The organism is Monashia sp. NPDC004114 (assembly GCF_053603855.1).
Window position 1 is genome coordinate 1 of sequence record NZ_JBSGGK010000029.1, and the last position, 17,932, is coordinate 17,932.

Here is a 17,932-nt window from a genome sequence, read left to right on the forward strand (position 1 = left end):
AGACGCGCCGCCAGCCCCGGCAGACCCCGCAGACCCTCCAGCTCCGCACCCGCCCCCGGCTCGGACGAGGCCAGCAACGCCAGCCGGGTCACCGGGTCCATCACCGGGTCCATCACCGGGTCCATCACCGGGTCCATTGGGTCCATCACAGCGCCAGACCCCACCACCACCCCAGCCCCGCCCACCAGCCCGGCCCCTGCCGACGCACCGGGCTGCTGCACCGCCGCACCGGGCTGCCGCACCGGCGCGGTGGCCCCGTGGCGCGGACCCCGTCGGCGCCTCGGGTGGCGGGCTGTCTGGCTCATGACCCGAACATACGTTCGACCACCGACAGCCACCCGCCGCTACCCACAGCAAACCGGCGCAAACACCTGGGTTGTCCACAGGGGGCGACATACCGCCGGAGCTAGCCCGCCGTGCGCGTCATCGTCACCTCGTCGGTGAAGGTGCCTGCGGCGTCGGCGACGAACCGCATCCGGAGCACGGTCGCTGACACGGTGAGGTCGAGGTGGCCGTAGGTGGGGTCGCGGTTCGCCCCTGAGGTTGCTGCGAAGTAGCCGGCCTCCGGGTCGGAAGGGTTCACGTCACGCAGCGGTATGCCGCCGGTCCCCACGCTGACGAAGACGGTGCCGGCGCCGGCGACGACCTCCTCCCCCGGCCCGCTCGGGCGCACGACGCACGCGGGGTCGAACCGCCCTACCGGCACCTCGGCACAGCCGGGCCCCACAGCCAGCTGCATGCTGCGCTGGTAGAGGTGCTCGTGCCCCGTGAGCACGAGGTCGACGCGCTGCGACACGAGCAGGTCGAGCAGGTCCGTGCCGACCGAGCACGAGTAGCGGCCGACGGACAGGCACGGCTCGTGCATGCCGACGACGACGAACGGGATCCCGGCCTGGCGCGCACCCTCGATCGCCGCGGCTGTCCAGGCGTAGTGCTCCGTGCCTCTCGTGTAGTCCCACGTGCCGTCGGGGAAGGTCAGGCCTGGCGAGATCATGACGACGCGGACGACCGGTGTGGCCGCCGGCAGGTCGACGTACCACTGTCTTCCGTACGTCCCGCTCAGCCCACGCAGCTGGTTGGGCAGGCACGCCGCGAACGCGTCGATCCGTCCGTTGAGGCCGTCGCTCTCGTGGTTGCCCGCCAGCAGCTCGACCGGTATGCCGTCACCGACGTGAGCGCGCACGAACCGACACCATTGTTCCTCCTGGCCCGGCCGGCCGTACGAGAGGTCACCGAGCGCCAGAAGAGCATCGGGGCGGGCCCGGCGCACGGCGTCGAGGACCCTGCCGGTGGTCGCGGGAGCGGCGCCGAAGTCGCCGGCGGCGGTGAGGTGGACGGGCGCCGTCTCCGTCGCGTTCCCTGACGGTGTGCTTGGGACCGGCCGGCCGGACGCGTTCACTGGGCTGGAGGTGGTCACCCGGGTGGTGTTGCTCGTGACCCTCGGAGGACTCGGAGGGCTCGATGGGTTCGAGGGGACGGCGGCCGGGGTGCAGCCGGCCACGGCGGCGCCCATCAAGACCGCCGCGAGGAGGCTGCGGCGAGCTGCATCACGCATACGTGCAGCGTAGGCAGGCCCCGACGGGACAGCCTCAGGCAGGCGATCTCGTCTCGTCGGTGCGCACCGCGATGACTCCGGCCACGATGAGGGCGCCGCCGAGCAGCTGCACCGGCATGGGCAGCTCGGCGAGCACGAGCCACGCGAACAGCACTGCGAAGAGCACCTCGGTCAGCGCCACGAAGGAGGCGACCTTCGCCCCGAGCATCCGGACTGCCGCGATCCCGGCGACATACGCGAACGCCGCAGCGAGGATCGCGATGACGAGGATCGGCACCCACCATGGGACGGTCGTGCCGCGAAGGAGCACCTCCGGTGCGCCGCGCGACATGTCGAGGACCCCGGTCAGGCCCGCCAGCCAGAGCACGACGGCGCCGACGACGAGGCCCGACCCGGCCAGCGCGATCGGCGGGATGCCCGCGTGGACATGGTCCGCGAGCAGGAAGTAGAGGACGAGGCAGACCGCGGCCGACAGGCCCCACATGGCGCCGACGAGGTTGACGGTGGCTCCGCCGAGGACGTCGAGGACCAGGAGCAGGCCGACGACCGCAAGCCCGATGCCGAGCAGGGTAAGCCGGCCGGGCGCCTGCCGGTGCCGGATCCAGAGCCAGCCGACGATGAGCACGGGCGCGAGGTACTCGAGCAGGAGGGCGACCCCGACCGACAGGTGGCTCACGGCGTTGAAGTAGGCGAGCTGACACCCGGCGACGCCCGTGAGGCCGTAGCCGACGACAACGAGGGCGTTGCTGCGCAACAGTCCCCAACGCCCGCGGAGCGAGAGCACGGTCGGGACCAGGAGCACGGCCGCGGCCACGGTGATCCGCAGCGTCACCACGGCTCCGGGCGCCCACCCCGCCAGCAGCAGCGGCTTGGCGAAGGCCCCCGAGGTCGCGAAGGCCGCAGCTGAGGCGAGGGCGACTCCGAGGCCGAGCACCGGGCGGCGGACCGCCACGGACGACAGGCCCGTCGCTGCCTGGCCGGTCGTGCCGGTGCTGGTCGCGCCGGTCGAGGCGGTCGTGCTGGTCGTGCTGGTCGCGCCGGTCGAGCCGGTCGTGCTGATCGCCAGGTCCGCCGTGGTCTCAGCCGTCATCTCTCGTCACCGCCTCATCCGCCTGACGGAACATGTCAGGACCAAAATTGATTACACTCATGACGGTAGCCACAGATCATGTCAGGAGTCAATAGCGTGTTCACTCATGACGCTGAGGAAGCCCTCCAGTGGGGGGCCGAGCTCGTCAACACGATGCCGGGCAGCGTCCCGGGAGATACCTCGACGGACACCCTGACGACCCTGGATGACCTCCGGGACTTCTTCGAAGGAAAGCCGTGGACCGGTCGCTTCGACCGCGACGCCGCCGAGCTCGAGGCCGTACGGGCGCTGCGCCCGAGGCTGCGGCGGTTCTGGGAGTCGTCCGAGCCCGAAGTCGTCGAGACGGTCAACGCGATGCTCGCCGAGGCTGGCGCGGTGCCCCGGCTCGTCAACCACGACGACATCGGCTGGCACGTTCATGCGACCCCGCTGGATGCCCCGCTCGACCAGCGCATGGCAGTCGAGTTCGCCTTCGCCATGATCGACGTCGTGCGGGCCGACGGCCTGGACCGCCTGCGGGTCTGCGAGGCCGAGGACTGCGACGACGTGGTCGTCGACCTGTCGAAGAACCGCTCCCGGCGCTACTGCGACGGCGGCTGCGCCGCGAAGGCCCATACAGCGGCATACCGAGCCCGCAAGGCCGCCCGCGCCTGAGCAGGGCGCCTTCGACGCCCAAGGTTGGCCATCAGATCACTGCGGGACGATGCCGGCCGTCAGGCCTTGCCGTCGAAGAGGCTCGTCACCGAGCCGTCTTCGAAGACCTCCTTGATCGCCATCGACACGAGCGGCGCGATCGACAGGACGGTGAGCTTGTCGAAACGACGGTCGTCGGGGATCGGGAGGGTGTTCGTGACGACGACCTCCTCGACCCGCGAGGCCTTGAGACGGTCGACGGCCGGGCCCGACAGGATGGCATGCGTCGCTGCGATGACGACCGACTTCGCGCCGTCCGCCAACAGAGCGTCGGCGGCCTTGGTGATGGTGCCGGCCGTGTCGATCATGTCGTCGACAAGGATGCAGACGCGGCCCTTGATCTCCCCGACGACGCGGTTGGCCACGACCTCGTTGGGGCGATTGATGTCGCGGGTCTTGTGGATGAAGGCCAGCGGTACGCCGCCGAGTCGAGCGGACCAGTCCTCGGCGACCTTGATGCGTCCGGCGTCGGGTGACACGACGGCCAGGTCGAGATCGCCATACTTCTGGCCGACATGGTCCGAGAGGATCGGCAGCGCCATGAGGTGGTCGACCGGCCCGTCGAAGAAGCCCTGGATCTGCGCGGTGTGCAGGTCGATCGCCATGAGCCGGTTGGCCCCTGCCGTCTTGAACAGGTCGGCGATGAGGCGGGCAGAGATCGGCTCGCGACCTCGGTGCTTCTTGTCCTGGCGGGCGTAGCCGTAGAAGGGCAGCACGACCGTGATCCGCTTGGCCGATGCGCGCTTCAGTGCGTCGATCATGATGAGCTGCTCCATGATCCACTCGTTGATCGGCGACGTGTGGCTCTGGATGACGAAGGCGTCCGACCCGCGCACCGACTCCTCGTAGCGGACGTAGATCTCGCCGTTGGCGAAGTCGTACGCGCTCGTCGGGACGAGACTGGTGCCCAGCTGGTCGGCGACCTCCTGCGCGAGCTGGGGGTGCGCCCGGCCGGAGAAGAGCATCATGTGCTTCTCCGTGGTCCTGTTGATCCCGCTCATCGGTGGGCGTCCTTCGTATCGGTGGTGAGCTCGTCGTTGTCGACGACTGCGCCTTCCTCGTGTGCGAGCGCCGCCTCGGCCTCGGCCGCGAGCGCCGCACGGGCGGCGGCGTCCGTCTTCGTGCCTGCCCGGCGTCGGGCCACCCAGCCGTCGATGTTGCGTTGCTGGGCACGGGTGACCGCCAGCTGGCCCGGCGACACGTCGCTGACCACCGCGGAGCCGGCCGCGACGTATGCGCCGTCGCCGATCGACCGGGGGGCGACGATGACCGCGTTGCTCCCGACGAAGCTGTGGGCCCCGACCGTCGTGTGGCCCTTGGTCAGGCCGTCGTAGTTGGCGAAGATCGTGCCGGCCCCGATGTTCGCGCCTTCGCCGATGGTGGCGTCGCCGCAGTAGGTCAGGTGGGGCACCTTCGCACGGTCCCCGATCCGGGCGTTCTTGGTCTCGACGAACCCGCCGATCTTGCCGGACCTGCCCAGGCGCGTGCCGGGACGGAGGAAGGAGAACGGGCCCACCGTCGCTCCGGGCCCGATCTCGGCAAGCTCGGCCTGGGTCCGCACGACACTCGCGCCGTCCCCGATCTCGACGTCCTTGAGCGTCGTGTCGGGACCGATCACGCACTCGCTGCCGATCGTGGTCGCGCCGAGGATCTGGGTGTTCGGGTGGACGACGGTGTCGGGCCCGATGGTCACGTCGGCATCGACCCACGTCGTGGCCGGGTCGATGACGATGGCTCCCTCGCGCATCGCCTGCTCGACCGTGCGGCGGTTGAGCTCGGCGCCGAGCCGGGCCAGCTGCACCTTGTCGTTGACGCCCTCGGTCTGCCACAGGTCGGTGACGAGGTGGGCGTGAACGGCCAGGCCCCGCCGTCTGGCGATGGCCACCACGTCGGTGAGGTATTTCTCGCCCTGGGCGTTGTCGGTGCCGACCTCGGCGAGCGCCTCGCGCAGGACGTCGGCGTCGAAGGCGTAGAGGCCGCTGTTGACCTCATGGATCGCGATCTGCTCGGCGGTTGCGTCCTTCTGCTCGACGATCGCCTCGACGAGTCCGTCGGCGTCGCGCAGGACCCGGCCGTAGCCGGTGGGGTCCTCGAGCCTGGCGGTGATGAGGGTGACCGCGCTGGCGGTCGAGACGTGCTCCGCAACGAGGTCGTTGAGGGTCTCCGATGTCAGCAGCGGCACGTCGCCATAGGTGACCACGATGGTGCCGGTCAGCCCGCTGGGCAGCGCCTCGAGCCCGCACTCGACGGCCCGGCCGGTGCCGGCAACCTCGTCCTGGTCGGCGATGACGGCGTCCTCGTCGATCGCCGCCACGTGCTCGGCGACCCGGTCCCGCTGGTGTCGCACGACCACGGCGAGGTGCTGCGGGCCGGTGCCCCGGGCCGCGCGGATCGCGTGAGCCACCAGGCTGCGGCCGCCGATCGTGTGCAGAACCTTCGGGGTCGTGGACTTCATGCGTGTGCCCTCACCGGCGGCAAGGACGATCACGGCGGTCGGCCGCGGATCGCTCACGGGGCGCAGCTCCTTATGGTTCGGGGGCCTCGGGGGCGTACGACCCCGAACGCGTCGGGGTGCGCCGCAGCCACTCTACTCGCGGCGATCGGTGCCGCTTGTCCACCCACAGGCGGTGACGTGACGCCCTTCACAACGCCCGGCCGTCCCGCGACCTACGGGATCCAGCCCCGGCCGGATCCCGTAGGCGATCCCGGCGATTCCCGCGACGCGCTCCAGCCAGGGCTGGATTCGGTAGTTGAGATCCGTGGGTCGGGCATCGGCGATGCCCAGCACACCTGCTCCCTGGGCACCTGCTCCCTGGGCAGGAGTCGAACCTGCGTCGCTAGTGATGACGTAGGGGTCGCCGATCCCTGCATGGAAGTAGTCGTCGCAAGCCTGCCTGGCGAGGTCCGGTGCGCTCGGGAACAGGGTTGACCGGAACGGGTATGCCGGCACACTGGTCACGAGCAACCCCGGGACGACGAGGGCAGTCCGTCGCCGCCAGGTCGACCGCGGGCTCGATGCCGAGCCGGGGTTGGTTGTCATGCCGAGGTGCCTCCCGCGATGTGGGGTGGGGTCTCCCGGCTTGGTGATCTGGTGATCCAGCTGCACGATGCCTGGATGTCCACGCGGAGTGAGCTCGCGTTGTCCTTTGGTCCGACACGGACGCTCGCCAGGTCGACGACCGGAAGCTTGAGGTCGATGACGACCGGTTCACCGGGTGGAGGTTCCGTCACGGACACCGCGACAGATGTGAGCCCGTACATCTTGTAGGCCCTCCACAGCGATGCGTTGACCGGCGAGTGCCCGGCGATCTGGTCCGTGCCCAGCGTGACGTCATACAGACGGCCTCTGGTTCCGTCGCCCAACAGCACCGTGGCGATGCGTGGCTTGCTCTCGGGCGTGAGGTCCGCCAGCGCGCGGTAGATGTCCGCGATCAGGGTCGGGTCGGTGCCCGGCGCGCCAAGCTGGCCCGGGATGCCTCCGGTGCCTGGAGGCGGCGCGAGCCGCCACTTGTGGATCCCGGAATCGGACTGGTACCAGCGACTGCCTGCACGGGCGGAGGCCTGGTGGTGACCGTCGCCGTACTTCAGGGTCAGCGACCCGAGGCTCGAGGGTTGGAAGATGTACCCAGACCCGCTCGCGGTCATGATGGCCTGTACCCCGAACTCGACCGTCTGTTTCGTGGTCAAGTCGCACGCGCGGTCAGCCGGGCGGCCCGACAGCTCGCGCACTCGTGCTGCGATCCAGTCGGGTCCGGTGTTGTCGAGGCCCGCCGCTGGCGCGGTGCAGCCGGAAGCGGTCACCAGCGCCACCAGCGCCACCAGCGCCGGCCGTGCCGGCAGTATGCGGGCTATGGCCCGGACCCGTCGAGTCGATGGGCCACGTAGCTGACCACGAACCATGTCCCGCCCACCTGCTCGAGCTGCATCGTGAACTGCTCGTCACCGGCTGGGCATGCCTCCGACCACTTGCCGTCATAGCCCTCGACCTGGAACCGGGACCAGGCAGTCATGGTCCCCTCGACGGTGGCCTGGTCGCCCGAGATCTCGGTCCGGGCGAAGGAGATCTGTGAGGTGCCGGAGCCGAGCAGACGCTGCCGCGGGTCCGCTAGCGCTGCGGACACGTTCTTGAGCGCGAGATGCTCGCGCGCTACCAGGTCGGGATTGGCGTGAGCGAGATCAGTGGCGAAGTTGGCCCGGGTCCGCGCCGCCGCGGCGGCCGCCGCGGCGGCCGCTGGCGGGACGGGTCGCGCCACGATGACGGATTTGTTCAGGGGCCTGCTGTTTGGGCTGAGCCTGCCCGAGTCGGCGCCCAACACCGCGTCGGGTAGGCCGATCTGGCGCTCGTTGATGATGACCCGACGAGCGACGGCCTGGACGTGGGCCTCCTGCGCCGCGTTGGCGCTGTCCTGCGCAACAGCGGTGACTCCCGTGCCGTGCGCGGAGGACTGGATATAGACGGCGGCTCCGGCGCCGATCAGGATCACCAGCGCGCCCGCGGTCAGGGCCTTGTTGGGACTCATCTGGTCACCTGTCAGTAGTTGTTCGCTGCGATGTGCATGAAGTAGCCGGTGGTCGTGGGCCAGTCCAGGTTGTACGGGCGCAGCGACCAGAACGCGTGGTAGTGGTCGTTCGCGTGTGCGTCGACGTAGTTGCCGCTGTACGAGGGCTTCTCGGGGTCGGTGCCCCACCCGACCTGGATCGCCGTGTGGCTGATGCCCTCCCCCGTGCCCCAGTCGTAGAACAGCACGTCCCCCGTGACGATCTGGTCGGGGGTCCAGTAGTTCGTCGAGCTGCCGGGGGCGGTGCCGTAGGAGATCCCACCCGGATAGTCGTAGATGAAGAAGTACCGGAGCCTCGGGGCCACGGACCAGGTCGTGGCGTAGTCCCAGGTGCCATACCAGTTGCCGTGGATCCACCACTCGTACAAGCTGCTCGGGTTGCTGCTACCGACGAAGCTGTAGCCGCCGGCGTGAACCGCCTGGGACACGAAGTTCGCGCAATCCGTCCCAGCGAAGTTCGGATATGACAGGTTCCGAGACAGCGCATACGTGTTCGCATAGTTCTTGGCGCCCACCGGGTTGTAGGCCGTCGCCGGCCGCGATGGCCCCAGGACCATGGCGGCAGCCAGGACCAGCAAGGCAGCGATGCCGCGAGCACGGCTATTCGGACCTCTTCCAAAGGACACCAAGCGACGATGACTCACGCGCACTCCAATTGGTTGTCAGACCCAAGTGACGGTGACTGTCGACCGGCCGGGCCGAGGGCGGGGACACCACTGGGCGCCGCTGCCCTCGATGACCGAGACGCAGGACCACGGCTGCGATGTCGCCTTCGGCCATGAAGGCTCTTCGGAGGAGATGGAATACCGATGGGTACACCTTCGACCGACTTCGCCCTCGTAAGCGGCAGGCCCCTCACCTGTTTGCGCAGGTGAGAGGCCGTTTTGCGCTCCCCGGGCAGGAGTCGAACCTGCGTCGCTAGTCCTGATTCAAAGTCAGGCGGGCCCTGCCGACAGACCAACCGGGGATCGTCCCCCGTCGCGGCGCGCGGGGCGAGACCCCCACAGGCTAGTGCAGTCCGAGTGTCCCTTCGTGCAGGCGGGCGCGCGGGCTCCCGGGCACAATGGCGGCGTGAGCGCCGACCGAACCGACCGACCCGACCGCACGGAGCGAGCCCGGCCGCGCCCGCGCATGACGGGTCCCGAGCGCCGCGAACAGCTCATCACCGTCGGGCGCAAGCTCTTCGCTGAGAAGGGGTTCGAGGCGACCACCGTCGAGGAGGTGGCCTCCAAGGCGAACGTGTCCAAGCCGGTCGTCTACGAGCACTTCGGCGGCAAGGAGGGGCTGTATGCCGTCGTGGTCGACCGCGAGATCCAGACCCTGCTCGGGGGGATCAACGAAGCCCTCGACGTGGGCGAGGGCGCCCGGATCCTGCTCGAGCGGGCGACGCTCGCGCTGCTCGACTATGTCGAGCGCGACCCCGACGGCTTCCGGATCCTCGTGCGCGACTCGCCCCCCGGCCAGTCCACGGGATCGTTCGCGAGCGTGCTCGGTGACGTGGCGACCCACGTCGAGCACCTGCTGGCCGCTGAGTTCAAGCAGCGTGGCCTCGACCCGAAGTCGGCGCCTATCCACGCCCAGATGCTCGTGGGCATGGTCGCCCTCACGGGGCAGTGGTGGCTCGACCGGCGCAAGTTCAAGAAGGACCAGGTCGCTGCGCACCTGGTCAACCTGGCCTGGAACGGCCTCTCCGGCCTCGACCGCTCTCCTCGTCTGGTGACCGTCCCCCGCCGGTGAGGTCCTGGCCGCTCAACCCCAGTCCTTCACCCGAGCCCGACGGCGGACCCTCGCCGCGAACGCAGACTGACGCGCGGCCCGAGCCCCTTCAGGATGGGGTGACGAGGCTGGTGAAGGTGGCGCCGCTCGCGTCGGTCACGCGCACGAGCACCGGGGTGATCCGGCCGGCGCCGGACTGCTCGAGCAGCACCTGACCGCTCTGGCCACGGCAGGTGACGCTCCACGCCGACGTCGTCGAGCAGGTCCAGCTGGCGTTCCCCGCAACGAGCCCTCCCGATCCGCTGGCGTTGGACACCCGGACCGTGAGGTCGCCCGACACCTGGGAGCGGACCCGCAGGGAGAACCGGCTCAGCGTGCCGGAGCGGACGAGCCGCGCATCGACTGCCGGAGCCGCTCCGGCGGCTGTGGGGCCGGCCGAGTGCGTCGGCGATGTCGGTGAGTCTGTCGGGGCTTGCCGGACGGCCGGCGCCGCGGTCGGGCTCGGTGGCGGCGGTTGCACGACCGGACCGCGGGTCGTCGCGGCCTCCGCAGCGTTCGCCGACGGCGTGACTGCGGCGCTCGGCACCGGGACGGACGGAGCGGCCGTCGGCGTCCCGCTGAGGCCAGCAGCGCTGGGGGAGGCCTGGGCAGTGCTGGTCGGCCCGGAGGTCGGCGTGTGCGCCGACGCGGTCGCGGTCGGGCTGCTCGCTGGAGCGCCGGTGACGCTCGCCAGCCCGATGCCGATGGCGATCCCAGCGGCGACGGTGGTTACGCGGCTTGCGGCCTGGCCGAGGCGGTCCGCCGGGGCGCCCGCGGCCAGAGCGCCGCTTGTTCCGCCTGCGGCAGCTGCACCCGTCGATGGCGCTCCCGCGGCCGCCGTTCCACCGGTTGCCGCTCCACCCGTGGCCGCTCCGCCCGTTGCCGCTCCGCCGGTTGCCGCTGCGGCTCCGGCAGTCTTGGCGGCCCCGGCCGCACCGCCACCGGCCATGCCGGCACCCGCGGCTCCGACACCGGTGGCGCCTGCACCCGCCACACCGGCGGCACTCGTGAGGCCGGCGAGCGCGCCCGCGCTGAGGAAGCCGGGCGTGCTCACACCGACGGCGACGAGGAGCGGGACGACGAGCGACGGGAACTCGTCATGGACGGCGCGCAGGTCGGCCGCGATCGCAGCCGCATGGGCGCACGAGTCGACATGGGCCTGCGCGCGCTCGGTCTGGCGCTTCGGCAGGCGGCCGCGCACGAGCGCACCGAGGTGCTCGATCGTCCAGCGACACTCGTCGGAGTCGGCATCTGGAAGGCCACGCTCGGCACGGACGTCGAGGTAGCGCGCCCGCAGCGAGTCGCGGGCGCGCATCGCGCGGACGCTCACGGCGTTCGCTGTCATGCCGAGGGCCGGGGCGACGACGCGGGGCGCCGCACCCTCGACGGTCGTGTGCCACAGGACGCGCTGGTCGCGCTCGGGCAGACCGCGGAACGCCTCGCGGACGAGGTCGACACCCTCGTCGCCGCCGAGGTCCGCACCGAGCTCGCCGCCGGCTCCGATGTCGGCAACCGGCTGGACCAGGGACTCCAGGTCGGCGTCGTCGGTCGGGACGGCCTTGAGGTCCCGGCGGGCCATGTCGACGGCGACCGTGCGCACGGTCGAGAGGAAGTAGGCGCGGAAGTGCTCGTCGGGACCACGGCCGTCGCGGATCAGCGCGAAGACGCGGGTCGCGGCCTCGGCGACGATGTCCTCGGAAGCGGCACGTCCACGATGCCGGTGGGCGACGGCATACGCAGCGGGGAGGTGACGTCGCCAGAGCTCGCCGAACGCCTCGGCGGAGCCTTCTCGGCTGCGTCCGAGGAGGTAGAGGTCAGCAGCCGATGACCACGACTCGCTCGACCACATGGTGGTGTCTGCCGACAAGGTTCACCCTTCCAGATGGCCCCGAGTGCGGACCAAGTCTGCCAAGGCACGACAGGGCACGTCGAATCCGACCGAGCGCGAGCGGCAGGTTTCGCCCTTCCGATGATCCCCTCCACGAAACCACGCGGAAGGACGAAACCCGACGGCACCACTCGTGACGGACCCGGGGGAGCTACTCCCTCCCCTGACCAAGCGGGAGGCTCCATGCGAAGCCGTCGCCAAGAAGACGTGCCACTACCCATTTCATGTCAACGTTTTGCGAATTGTCGCGAATCGGCGCCAGCTCCCGAGAACTTTCGAAGCCATGACCGGTTCCTGACCCTTTACTGACCGGACCCTGACCATCCCGTTACCGACGGGCGACGCCGCGCCGGGGCTCACGCCGAGCCGGTGCGCGCCACGGCGAAGGTCCGGGTGAAGCCGAAGAGCACCCCGAAGGAGCGCCGCGGGTATGCCGTCTCGAGCTCCCGCTCGTAGTCGTCGAGGAACGCCTCGCGCTCCTGCTCGTCGGTGAGCACTCCCAGCACGGGCCGCAGGCCGGTCCCGCGCACCCACTCGAGCACAGGGTGCCGCACCGTGTCGGAGGCCAGGACGTGTTGGTACGTCGTCTGCCACACGTCGACGTCCGGGGTGAGGTCGAGCAGCAGGGCGGCATACGTCTCCGGAAGGGCGACGGCGACGGCACGGTCGAGCCCGGGCCGCAGGTCGTCGGCGCGCGGGTGGCGTGCCGCGACCTCGCGCATGAGCCGGTGCGAGGGGGCGTCGAAGTTCGCCGGGACCTGCATCGCGAACGTGCCGCCGGGGGCGAGCGCGGCGACCCAGGTGGGGATCAGCCGCAGGTGGGTCGGGACCCACTGGAGGGTGGCGTTCGTGACGAACACGTCGATGGGCGCTCCCAGCGTGGCGGGGTCCCAGTCCTCTGCGGCGGCCTCGACCCACTCGACCCGACCGCCGGTCTCGGCCGCTCGGGCCTTGGCGAGCATCTCGGGCGAGGGGTCGACGCCGATGACTCTCGCGTCGGGCCACCGTTGGCCGAGCCCGATGGTGAGGTCGCCAGGACCGCACCCGAGGTCGACGACGACCCGCGGCGAGGGCGCGTCGATCCGGCTCAACAGGTCCGCGAACGGTCGGCCGCGCTGCCCGGCGAAAAGGGCGTACTGGCGCGGGTCCCAGGCCGCGTCGCCTGTCCGGGGGGTAGCGGGGGTGGCGGTGGGGTCGGGCATGTCTTGCTCGCTTTCCTTCGATGTCAAGAGTCTTGACGGCGACTACAGTTGGGACATGAGCGCCGAGCGGAGGCCGGTACAGCCCGGCGACGACGTCGATGGGATCGTCGCGGCCTGGCGCCGTGAGCGACCCGACCTCGACGTGTCGCCGCTCGAGGTGCTGTCGCGGGTCTCGCGCCTCGCTCGACGCCTCGACCTCGCGCGCGGCTCGGCCTTCTCGGAGCACCTCCTGGAGGGCTGGGCGTTCGACGTGCTGTCCGCCCTGCGCCGGGCCGGCGAGCCGTACGAGCTGTCACCGGGCCAGCTGGTGCAGCAGACACTGGTCACGTCGGGCACGATGACCAACCGCGTGGACCGGCTCGCGCGCAACGGCTTCGTCGAGCGCCGTCCCGACCCGGGTGACCGCCGGGGCGTCCTCGTCCGGCTCAGCCCCGCAGGCCGGGACATCGTGGACGCTGCGATGGCCGACCTCATCGAGCAGGAGAAGTCGCTGCTGTCGGAGCTGTCGACCGCCGAGCAGACCCAGCTGGCGACGCTGCTGCGCCGGATGCTCGTGCCGTTGGAGTCCCGCGGCGACTCCGCGGGCTGAGGGATCGGGCTCACCCGGCGGCCTGCTGGAACTCCAGCCGGTTCCCCACCGGGTCGCTCGTGTGGAAGCGGCGCAGGCCCGGGATGTTGTCGTCCCACGCCACCGGTCCACTCGCCTCCTCGACACGGCGAGCCAGGCTGTCCACGTCGCCGACGGCGATCCCCGGGTGCGCCTTGCGCGCGGGCACGAAGGGGTCCTCGATGCCGACGTGGATCTCGGCCGAGCCCGCGCGGAACCAGGCCCCGCCGCGGGCCCGCAGGCGCTCGGGCTTGTCGATCTCGACCATGCCGAGGACGCCGACGTAGAACGCGCGCATGGCGTCCTCGCAGCCAGCCGGACCGGACACCTGGACGTGGTGCAGGGTCATCTCCATGCGTCGAAAGTATCTTGATATCAAGATACTTTCAAGACCCGCCGCAACACACCGAACAGCCGCCAGAGCATCCGGTTATTTCCGTCGAAGTTTGCGACTGCTCGGTGTGTTGCGGGGTCAGCCGACGATCTCGGCGGCCTCGAGCCACTCGAGCTCGAGCTCCTCACGCTCTGTGACGATCGCCTGCAGACTGGAGTTGAGCTGGGCCAGCGCCACGGGATCGGTTGCGGCAGAGACCATCTCGCCGTGAACCTTGGCCTCGCGGTCAGCCAGGCGCGACAGCTGCTTCTCCACGCGCGCCATGACCTTGCGGGCCTCACGCGCCTGCGCCGCGTTCGCCGGCGCCCCCGCTTTCCCGGGTATGCCGTCCGGCGAGCCACCGCTGCGGCCCCCGGTCGCGCCCACGGGTGCGCCCGCGGTCGCCCCGCCGGCCACACCCATCGCCGCACCGGTCGCCGCACCGCTGGCGGCGCGCGCCCGTGCCGCTTCGCGGAGGCGGAGGTACTCGTCGACACCTCCGGGCAGGTCCCGCACGCGGCCGTCGCCGAGCAGGGCCAGCTGATGGTCGCAGGCGCGCTCGAGCAGGTACCGGTCGTGCGAGACGACGATGAGCGTGCCGGCCCAGCCGTCGAGGACGTCCTCCAGCGAGGTGAGGGTCTCGATGTCCAGGTCGTTGGTCGGCTCGTCGAGGATGAGCACGTTCGGCTCGGTCAGCAGCAGCCGCGTCAGCTGGAGGCGGCGTCGCTCTCCACCGCTCAGGTCGCCGACGCGCGACTGCTGGCGCCCGCCTGAGAAGCCGAGCCGCGTGGCGAGCTGGCCGGCGCTGATCTCCTTGCCGCCCAACGTGGTCCACTGCCGAACGTCCTCGATCGCCTCGATGACGCGCCATTGCTCGAAGCGGTCCAGCTCGCGCACCTCCTGGGTCAGGTGCGCGATGGCGACCGTCTTCCCGACCTTGCGCCGCCCGCTCGTCAGCGGCGTCTCGCCGGTCAGGGCGCGCAGCAGAGTCGACTTGCCGGCACCGTTGACCCCGACGATCCCGACCCGCTCCCCCGGCGCCAGCCGCCAGGTGACCCGGTCGAGAAGGGTGCGCTCGTGCGGCGGCTCGCCGAGCACCACGGTCGCGTCCTCGAGGTCCAGGACGTCCTTGCCGAGGCGCGTGGTGGCGAATGACGCCAGCTCGATGGTGTCTCGTGGCGGCGGCTCGTTGGCGATCAGCGCGTTCGCCGCGTCGATGCGGAACTTCGGCTTGCTCGTGCGCGCCGGCGCTCCCCGGCGCAGCCACGCGAGCTCCTTGCGCATGAGATTCGCTCGCCGGTCGGCGACGACGCCCGCGAGGCGGTCCCGCTCGGCCTTCGCGAGGACATATGCGGCATACCCTCCGTCGAAGGCGGCGACAGACCCGCCCTCGACCTCCCACGTCAGCGTGGCGTACGCGTCGAGGAACCACCGGTCGTGGGTGATCGCGACGGTCGCGTTGCCCGGGCGCGGCCGCTTCGTCGACAGGTGGTCGGCCAGCCACGCGACGCCTTCGACGTCGAGATGGTTCGTGGGCTCGTCGAGCAGGAGCACCTCGGGATCGTCGACGAGCAGACGTGCGAGGGCGAGGCGGCGGCGCTCGCCACCCGACTTCGGGCCGATCCTTGTCTCGAGCCCGCCGACGCCCTGTGCCTCGATGCCCCCGAGCAGCCCGGTGAGCACGTCGCGGATCCGCGGGTCTCCGGCCCACACATGCTCGGGCCGGTCACCGAGCACCGCCTCGCGGACCGTCCACTCGGGGTCGAGCGCGTCGTCCTGCGCGAGCATGCCGACCCGGATGCCGTCCGCGCCGCCTTGCTTGGTGACGCGACCCGAGTCGGCCTCCTGGAGGCCGGCCATGACCCGCAGCAGGGTCGACTTGCCGCCGCCGTTGACGCCGACGATGCCGATGCGGTCCCCGGTGAGGACGCCGAGGCTCACGTCGTCGAGGACGTGGGTGGTGCCGAAGACGAGCGACACGCGTTCGAGGGAGATGAGGTTGGCCATCGCCCACCGACCCTATGCGCTCGCAAGCCTCATCCCCTACTCGCCCTGGCGGCCTTGTGGTGGCCATCCGAGGCGACCCGGCCCCACCCACGTGCGCGCCGCGGCCCCCATCTGGAGGCCAGGCGGGCCCGTTTCCCACCCACGTGCGCGCCGCGGCCCCCATCTGGAGGCCAGGCGGGGCGTTTCCCACCCACGTGCGCGCCGCGGCCTGAGCTCAGTCGGCGCGCGGGGCGGTGACGACCTGGGCGCCGTGGACCGGACCCCGGGCCCGGCGCAGGTCGCGACACAGGTCCGACGCGGCCAGCGACACCGACAGGTCGAGGGCCGCCTCGTGGCTCTCGGTGAGGAAGGCGACGGTGGGCCCCGAGCCGCTGACGATCCCACCGAGGGCGCCGAACTCGACCCCGGCGTCACGCAGCTCCCGCAGCTGCGGCCGCAGCGAGTATGCCGCCGGCTCGAGGTCGTTGTGCAGCGCCGCTCCCAGCGCAGCGGCGTCCCCGGACCGCAGGGCCGCCATCAGCTCCGCGCTCACGCGGGGCTCGGGCACGTCGACGCCGTCACGTTCGCGCAGCCGGTCGCACTCGGCATACACCTCCGGCGTGGACAGACCCTGGTCGCTGATCGCGAAGACCCAGTGGAACGTGCCGCGCGCCAGCACGGGCGCGAGCTGCTCACCGCGGCCCGAGCCCATGGCGTTGCCGCCCGTGAGGGAGAACGGCACGTCGCTGCCGAGGGCAGCCGCGAGCTCGGCGAGCTCCTCACGGTCCAGGCCCAGGCCCCAGAGGTGGTCGCAGGCCAGCAGCGTCGCCGCGGCATCCGCCGACCCCCCGGCCATGCCTCCCGCGACCGGGATGTCCTTGTCGATCCGGATCGACAAGGCCTCCTCGACCGCCCAGCGGTCCGCGACGAGCCGGGCTGCCCGAACGGCCAGGTTGTCGCCGTCGACGGGGATGCGGTCGGCGTACGTGCCGGCCGGCACGACCTGCCACTCGTCCCAGCGCGCCACCGACACCTCGTCGTGGAGCGACACGGCCTGGTAGACGGTCGCGAGCGCGTGGTACCCGTCAGGCCGGCGCGGCCCGACGCGCAGCTCGAGGTTGACCTTGGCCGGGACCCGTACGGTCACCGCGCCGGGCAAGGTCGGGGCGACGGTCATGCGCCCACCCTATGGTCCGGCACGTGGTCGTCAGGACGGATGGTCCGGTTTCGCCGAGTCGCGCGCCTCGGCGATCCGTGCGAACGCCTCGATGTCGAGCTGCTCGCCACGCGTCCGGGGGTCGACGCCGGCCGCGACGAGGGCGGCCTCGGCCTCGGCAGGGGACCCCGCCCAGGCTGCGAGCGCTCCACGCAGCGACTTGCGACGCTGCAGGAACGCCGCGTCGATGCACCGGAAGACCTGCTCCCGTGAGGCCGTCGTGCGCGGCGGCTTGCGCCTGCGGAGCGAGACCAGACCCGAGTCGACGTTCGGCGCCGGCCAGAACACGTTGCGCCCGACCCGCCCGGCGAGCTCGACGTCGGCGTACCAGGCGGCCTTGAGGCTCGGGACTCCGTAGATCTTGCTTCCCGGCTTGGCGGCGAGCCGCTCGGCCACCTCGAGCTGGACCATGACCAGCACGCGCTCGATGGTCGGGAAGTGCTTGAGGAAGGAGAGCACGACGGGCACGGAGATGTTGTAGGGCAGGTTCGCCACCAGGGCTGTCGGCTGGGGCTTGGGCAGCTTGGTCACGGTGAGGGCGTCCGCTGCGAGCAGGGTGAGCTTGCCGGAGTTGCCCGGCTGGAGAGTCTGCACGGTGTCCTCGAGCGCACCAGCCAGGCGCGGGTCGACCTCGACCGCCGTCACGTGGCGCACGACCGGCAGCAGGGCAAGGGTCAGCGACCCGAGGCCCGGACCGACCTCGACGACCGCGTCGTCGGGACCCACGCCGGCGACCCGCACGATCTTGCGCACGGTGTTGGGGTCGACGACGAAGTTCTGTCCCCACTGCTTGGTGGGCCGGATCTCGAGCCGCTCGGCGAGCGCGCGCACCTGCGCAGGCCCGAGCAGCGCGGCGTCGTCCACCCGCGCAGCGAGGTCCTTCTTGCTCATGTGATCACCCTAGGGGCGCGATGCCGCGGTCAAGCGCAGCCACAGCGACGAAGCCCCCGACCCGTGATGGGTCGAGGGCTTCGTCGGGCCGCTGATCGGGGACCAGCGGGTCAAGCG

The 17,932-nt window shown here is 71.1% G+C and carries 17 protein-coding genes and 1 tRNA gene; 3 read left to right on the top strand and 15 right to left on the bottom strand.

What is annotated here, in order from left to right; genetic code table 11:
• Positions 1–406 precede the first annotated feature (406 nt).
• Positions 407–1,555, bottom strand: a complete 1,149-nt coding sequence (locus tag ACWEOW_RS23710) for a metallophosphoesterase (protein ID WP_452271718.1) — start codon at positions 1,553–1,555, stop codon at positions 407–409.
• Positions 1,556–1,589: 34 nt separating this feature from the next.
• Entirely contained in the window at positions 1,590–2,645 is a 1,056-nt protein-coding gene (locus tag ACWEOW_RS23715; RefSeq protein ID WP_452271719.1) for an EamA family transporter, read from the bottom strand.
• A 78-nt stretch (positions 2,646–2,723) separates the two neighbouring features.
• Here ACWEOW_RS23715 and ACWEOW_RS23720 point away from each other — a divergent pair, with 78 nt between their 5' ends.
• A complete protein-coding gene (locus tag ACWEOW_RS23720) occupies positions 2,724–3,299 on the top strand; it encodes a CGNR zinc finger domain-containing protein (RefSeq protein ID WP_452271720.1) in 576 nt (191 codons plus the stop codon).
• A 59-nt stretch (positions 3,300–3,358) separates the two neighbouring features.
• On the opposite strand, the gene ACWEOW_RS23725 is transcribed toward ACWEOW_RS23720, so the two are convergent.
• From ACWEOW_RS23725 to ACWEOW_RS23755, 7 genes are all read right to left on the bottom strand, one after another.
• A complete protein-coding gene (locus ACWEOW_RS23725) occupies positions 3,359–4,339 on the bottom strand; it encodes a ribose-phosphate diphosphokinase (RefSeq protein WP_452271721.1) in 981 nt (326 codons plus the stop codon).
• A complete protein-coding gene (gene glmU, locus ACWEOW_RS23730; protein ID WP_452271722.1) occupies positions 4,336–5,850 on the bottom strand; it encodes a bifunctional UDP-N-acetylglucosamine diphosphorylase/glucosamine-1-phosphate N-acetyltransferase GlmU in 1,515 nt (504 codons plus the stop codon). Before glmU ends, ACWEOW_RS23725 begins: the two co-directional genes overlap by 4 nt.
• A 75-nt stretch (positions 5,851–5,925) precedes the next feature.
• Positions 5,926–6,378 (bottom strand): hypothetical protein, encoded by a 453-nt coding sequence (locus ACWEOW_RS23735; RefSeq protein ID WP_452271723.1) that lies wholly within the window; start codon positions 6,376–6,378, stop codon positions 5,926–5,928.
• The gene (locus ACWEOW_RS23740; protein WP_452271724.1) at positions 6,375–7,148 is read right to left on the bottom strand and encodes a hypothetical protein; all 774 of its coding nucleotides are present in this window, start codon (positions 7,146–7,148) and stop codon (positions 6,375–6,377) included. Before ACWEOW_RS23740 ends, ACWEOW_RS23735 begins: the two co-directional genes overlap by 4 nt.
• A 38-nt stretch (positions 7,149–7,186) precedes the next feature.
• On the bottom strand, positions 7,187–7,858 hold the full coding sequence (locus ACWEOW_RS23745; protein ID WP_452271725.1) for a hypothetical protein: 672 nt from the start codon (positions 7,856–7,858) through the stop codon (positions 7,187–7,189).
• An 11-nt stretch (positions 7,859–7,869) separates the two neighbouring features.
• On the bottom strand, positions 7,870–8,454 hold the full coding sequence (locus ACWEOW_RS23750; RefSeq protein ID WP_452271726.1) for an amidase domain-containing protein: 585 nt from the start codon (positions 8,452–8,454) through the stop codon (positions 7,870–7,872).
• A 332-nt stretch (positions 8,455–8,786) separates the two neighbouring features.
• Positions 8,787–8,865, bottom strand: a tRNA-Gln gene (locus ACWEOW_RS23755).
• Between the two features lie 163 nt (positions 8,866–9,028).
• On the opposite strand from ACWEOW_RS23755, the gene ACWEOW_RS23760 reads away from it, so the two are divergent.
• Complete coding sequence (locus ACWEOW_RS23760) at positions 9,029–9,634, top strand: TetR family transcriptional regulator (RefSeq protein WP_452271766.1); 606 nt, start codon at positions 9,029–9,031, stop codon at positions 9,632–9,634.
• A gap of 88 nt (positions 9,635–9,722) precedes the next feature.
• Here the strand turns inward: ACWEOW_RS23760 and ACWEOW_RS23765 are convergent, their stop codons facing one another.
• Together ACWEOW_RS23765 and ACWEOW_RS23770 are read right to left on the bottom strand one after the other, a co-directional pair.
• Entirely contained in the window at positions 9,723–11,519 is a 1,797-nt protein-coding gene (locus tag ACWEOW_RS23765; protein ID WP_452271727.1) for a sigma-70 family RNA polymerase sigma factor, read from the bottom strand.
• 377 nt (positions 11,520–11,896) lie between these two features.
• Positions 11,897–12,742 carry a methyltransferase domain-containing protein gene (locus ACWEOW_RS23770; protein WP_452271728.1) on the bottom strand — a complete coding sequence of 282 codons (846 nt, stop codon included), beginning with the start codon at positions 12,740–12,742 and terminating at the stop codon, positions 11,897–11,899.
• A 55-nt stretch (positions 12,743–12,797) separates the two neighbouring features.
• On the opposite strand from ACWEOW_RS23770, the gene ACWEOW_RS23775 reads away from it, so the two are divergent.
• Positions 12,798–13,331 (top strand): MarR family winged helix-turn-helix transcriptional regulator, encoded by a 534-nt coding sequence (locus ACWEOW_RS23775; protein WP_452271729.1) that lies wholly within the window; start codon positions 12,798–12,800, stop codon positions 13,329–13,331.
• A gap of 10 nt (positions 13,332–13,341) precedes the next feature.
• Here the strand turns inward: ACWEOW_RS23775 and ACWEOW_RS23780 are convergent, their stop codons facing one another.
• The 4 genes from ACWEOW_RS23780 to rsmA all read right to left on the bottom strand — a co-directional run bounded on the left by ACWEOW_RS23780 (position 13,342) and on the right by rsmA (position 17,815).
• Entirely contained in the window at positions 13,342–13,704 is a 363-nt protein-coding gene (locus tag ACWEOW_RS23780) for a VOC family protein (protein WP_452271730.1), read from the bottom strand.
• A 117-nt stretch (positions 13,705–13,821) separates the two neighbouring features.
• Entirely contained in the window at positions 13,822–15,729 is a 1,908-nt protein-coding gene (locus tag ACWEOW_RS23785) for an ABC-F family ATP-binding cassette domain-containing protein (RefSeq protein ID WP_452271731.1), read from the bottom strand.
• Positions 15,730–15,943: 214 nt separating this feature from the next.
• Positions 15,944–16,885, bottom strand: a complete 942-nt coding sequence (locus ACWEOW_RS23790; RefSeq protein WP_452271732.1) for a 4-(cytidine 5'-diphospho)-2-C-methyl-D-erythritol kinase — start codon at positions 16,883–16,885, stop codon at positions 15,944–15,946.
• 30 nt (positions 16,886–16,915) lie between these two features.
• Positions 16,916–17,815 carry a 16S rRNA (adenine(1518)-N(6)/adenine(1519)-N(6))-dimethyltransferase RsmA gene (rsmA, locus tag ACWEOW_RS23795; protein WP_452271733.1) on the bottom strand — a complete coding sequence of 300 codons (900 nt, stop codon included), beginning with the start codon at positions 17,813–17,815 and terminating at the stop codon, positions 16,916–16,918.
• Positions 17,816–17,932 lie beyond the last annotated feature (117 nt).

Excerpts from the sequence above, each read along its gene's own strand:
- ACWEOW_RS23710 (WP_452271718.1), bottom strand. The coding sequence starts at position 1,555 with ATGCGTGATGCAGCTCGCCGCAGCCTCCTCGCGGCGGTCTTGATGGGC.
- ACWEOW_RS23715 (WP_452271719.1), bottom strand. The coding sequence starts at position 2,645 with ATGACGGCTGAGACCACGGCGGACCTGGCGATCAGCACGACCGGCTCG.
- ACWEOW_RS23720 (WP_452271720.1), top strand. The coding sequence starts at position 2,724 with ATGTCAGGAGTCAATAGCGTGTTCACTCATGACGCTGAGGAAGCCCTC.
- ACWEOW_RS23725 (WP_452271721.1), bottom strand. The coding sequence starts at position 4,339 with ATGAGCGGGATCAACAGGACCACGGAGAAGCACATGATGCTCTTCTCC.
- ACWEOW_RS23735 (WP_452271723.1), bottom strand. The coding sequence starts at position 6,378 with ATGACAACCAACCCCGGCTCGGCATCGAGCCCGCGGTCGACCTGGCGG.
- ACWEOW_RS23745 (WP_452271725.1), bottom strand. The coding sequence starts at position 7,858 with ATGAGTCCCAACAAGGCCCTGACCGCGGGCGCGCTGGTGATCCTGATC.
- ACWEOW_RS23750 (WP_452271726.1), bottom strand. The coding sequence starts at position 8,454 with ATGGTCCTGGGGCCATCGCGGCCGGCGACGGCCTACAACCCGGTGGGC.
- ACWEOW_RS23760 (WP_452271766.1), top strand. The coding sequence starts at position 9,029 with ATGACGGGTCCCGAGCGCCGCGAACAGCTCATCACCGTCGGGCGCAAG.
- ACWEOW_RS23770 (WP_452271728.1), bottom strand. The coding sequence starts at position 12,742 with ATGCCCGACCCCACCGCCACCCCCGCTACCCCCCGGACAGGCGACGCG.
- ACWEOW_RS23775 (WP_452271729.1), top strand. The coding sequence starts at position 12,798 with ATGAGCGCCGAGCGGAGGCCGGTACAGCCCGGCGACGACGTCGATGGG.
- ACWEOW_RS23780 (WP_452271730.1), bottom strand. The coding sequence starts at position 13,704 with ATGGAGATGACCCTGCACCACGTCCAGGTGTCCGGTCCGGCTGGCTGC.
- ACWEOW_RS23785 (WP_452271731.1), bottom strand. The coding sequence starts at position 15,729 with ATGGCCAACCTCATCTCCCTCGAACGCGTGTCGCTCGTCTTCGGCACC.
- ACWEOW_RS23790 (WP_452271732.1), bottom strand. The coding sequence starts at position 16,885 with ATGACCGTCGCCCCGACCTTGCCCGGCGCGGTGACCGTACGGGTCCCG.
- rsmA (WP_452271733.1), bottom strand. The coding sequence starts at position 17,815 with ATGAGCAAGAAGGACCTCGCTGCGCGGGTGGACGACGCCGCGCTGCTC.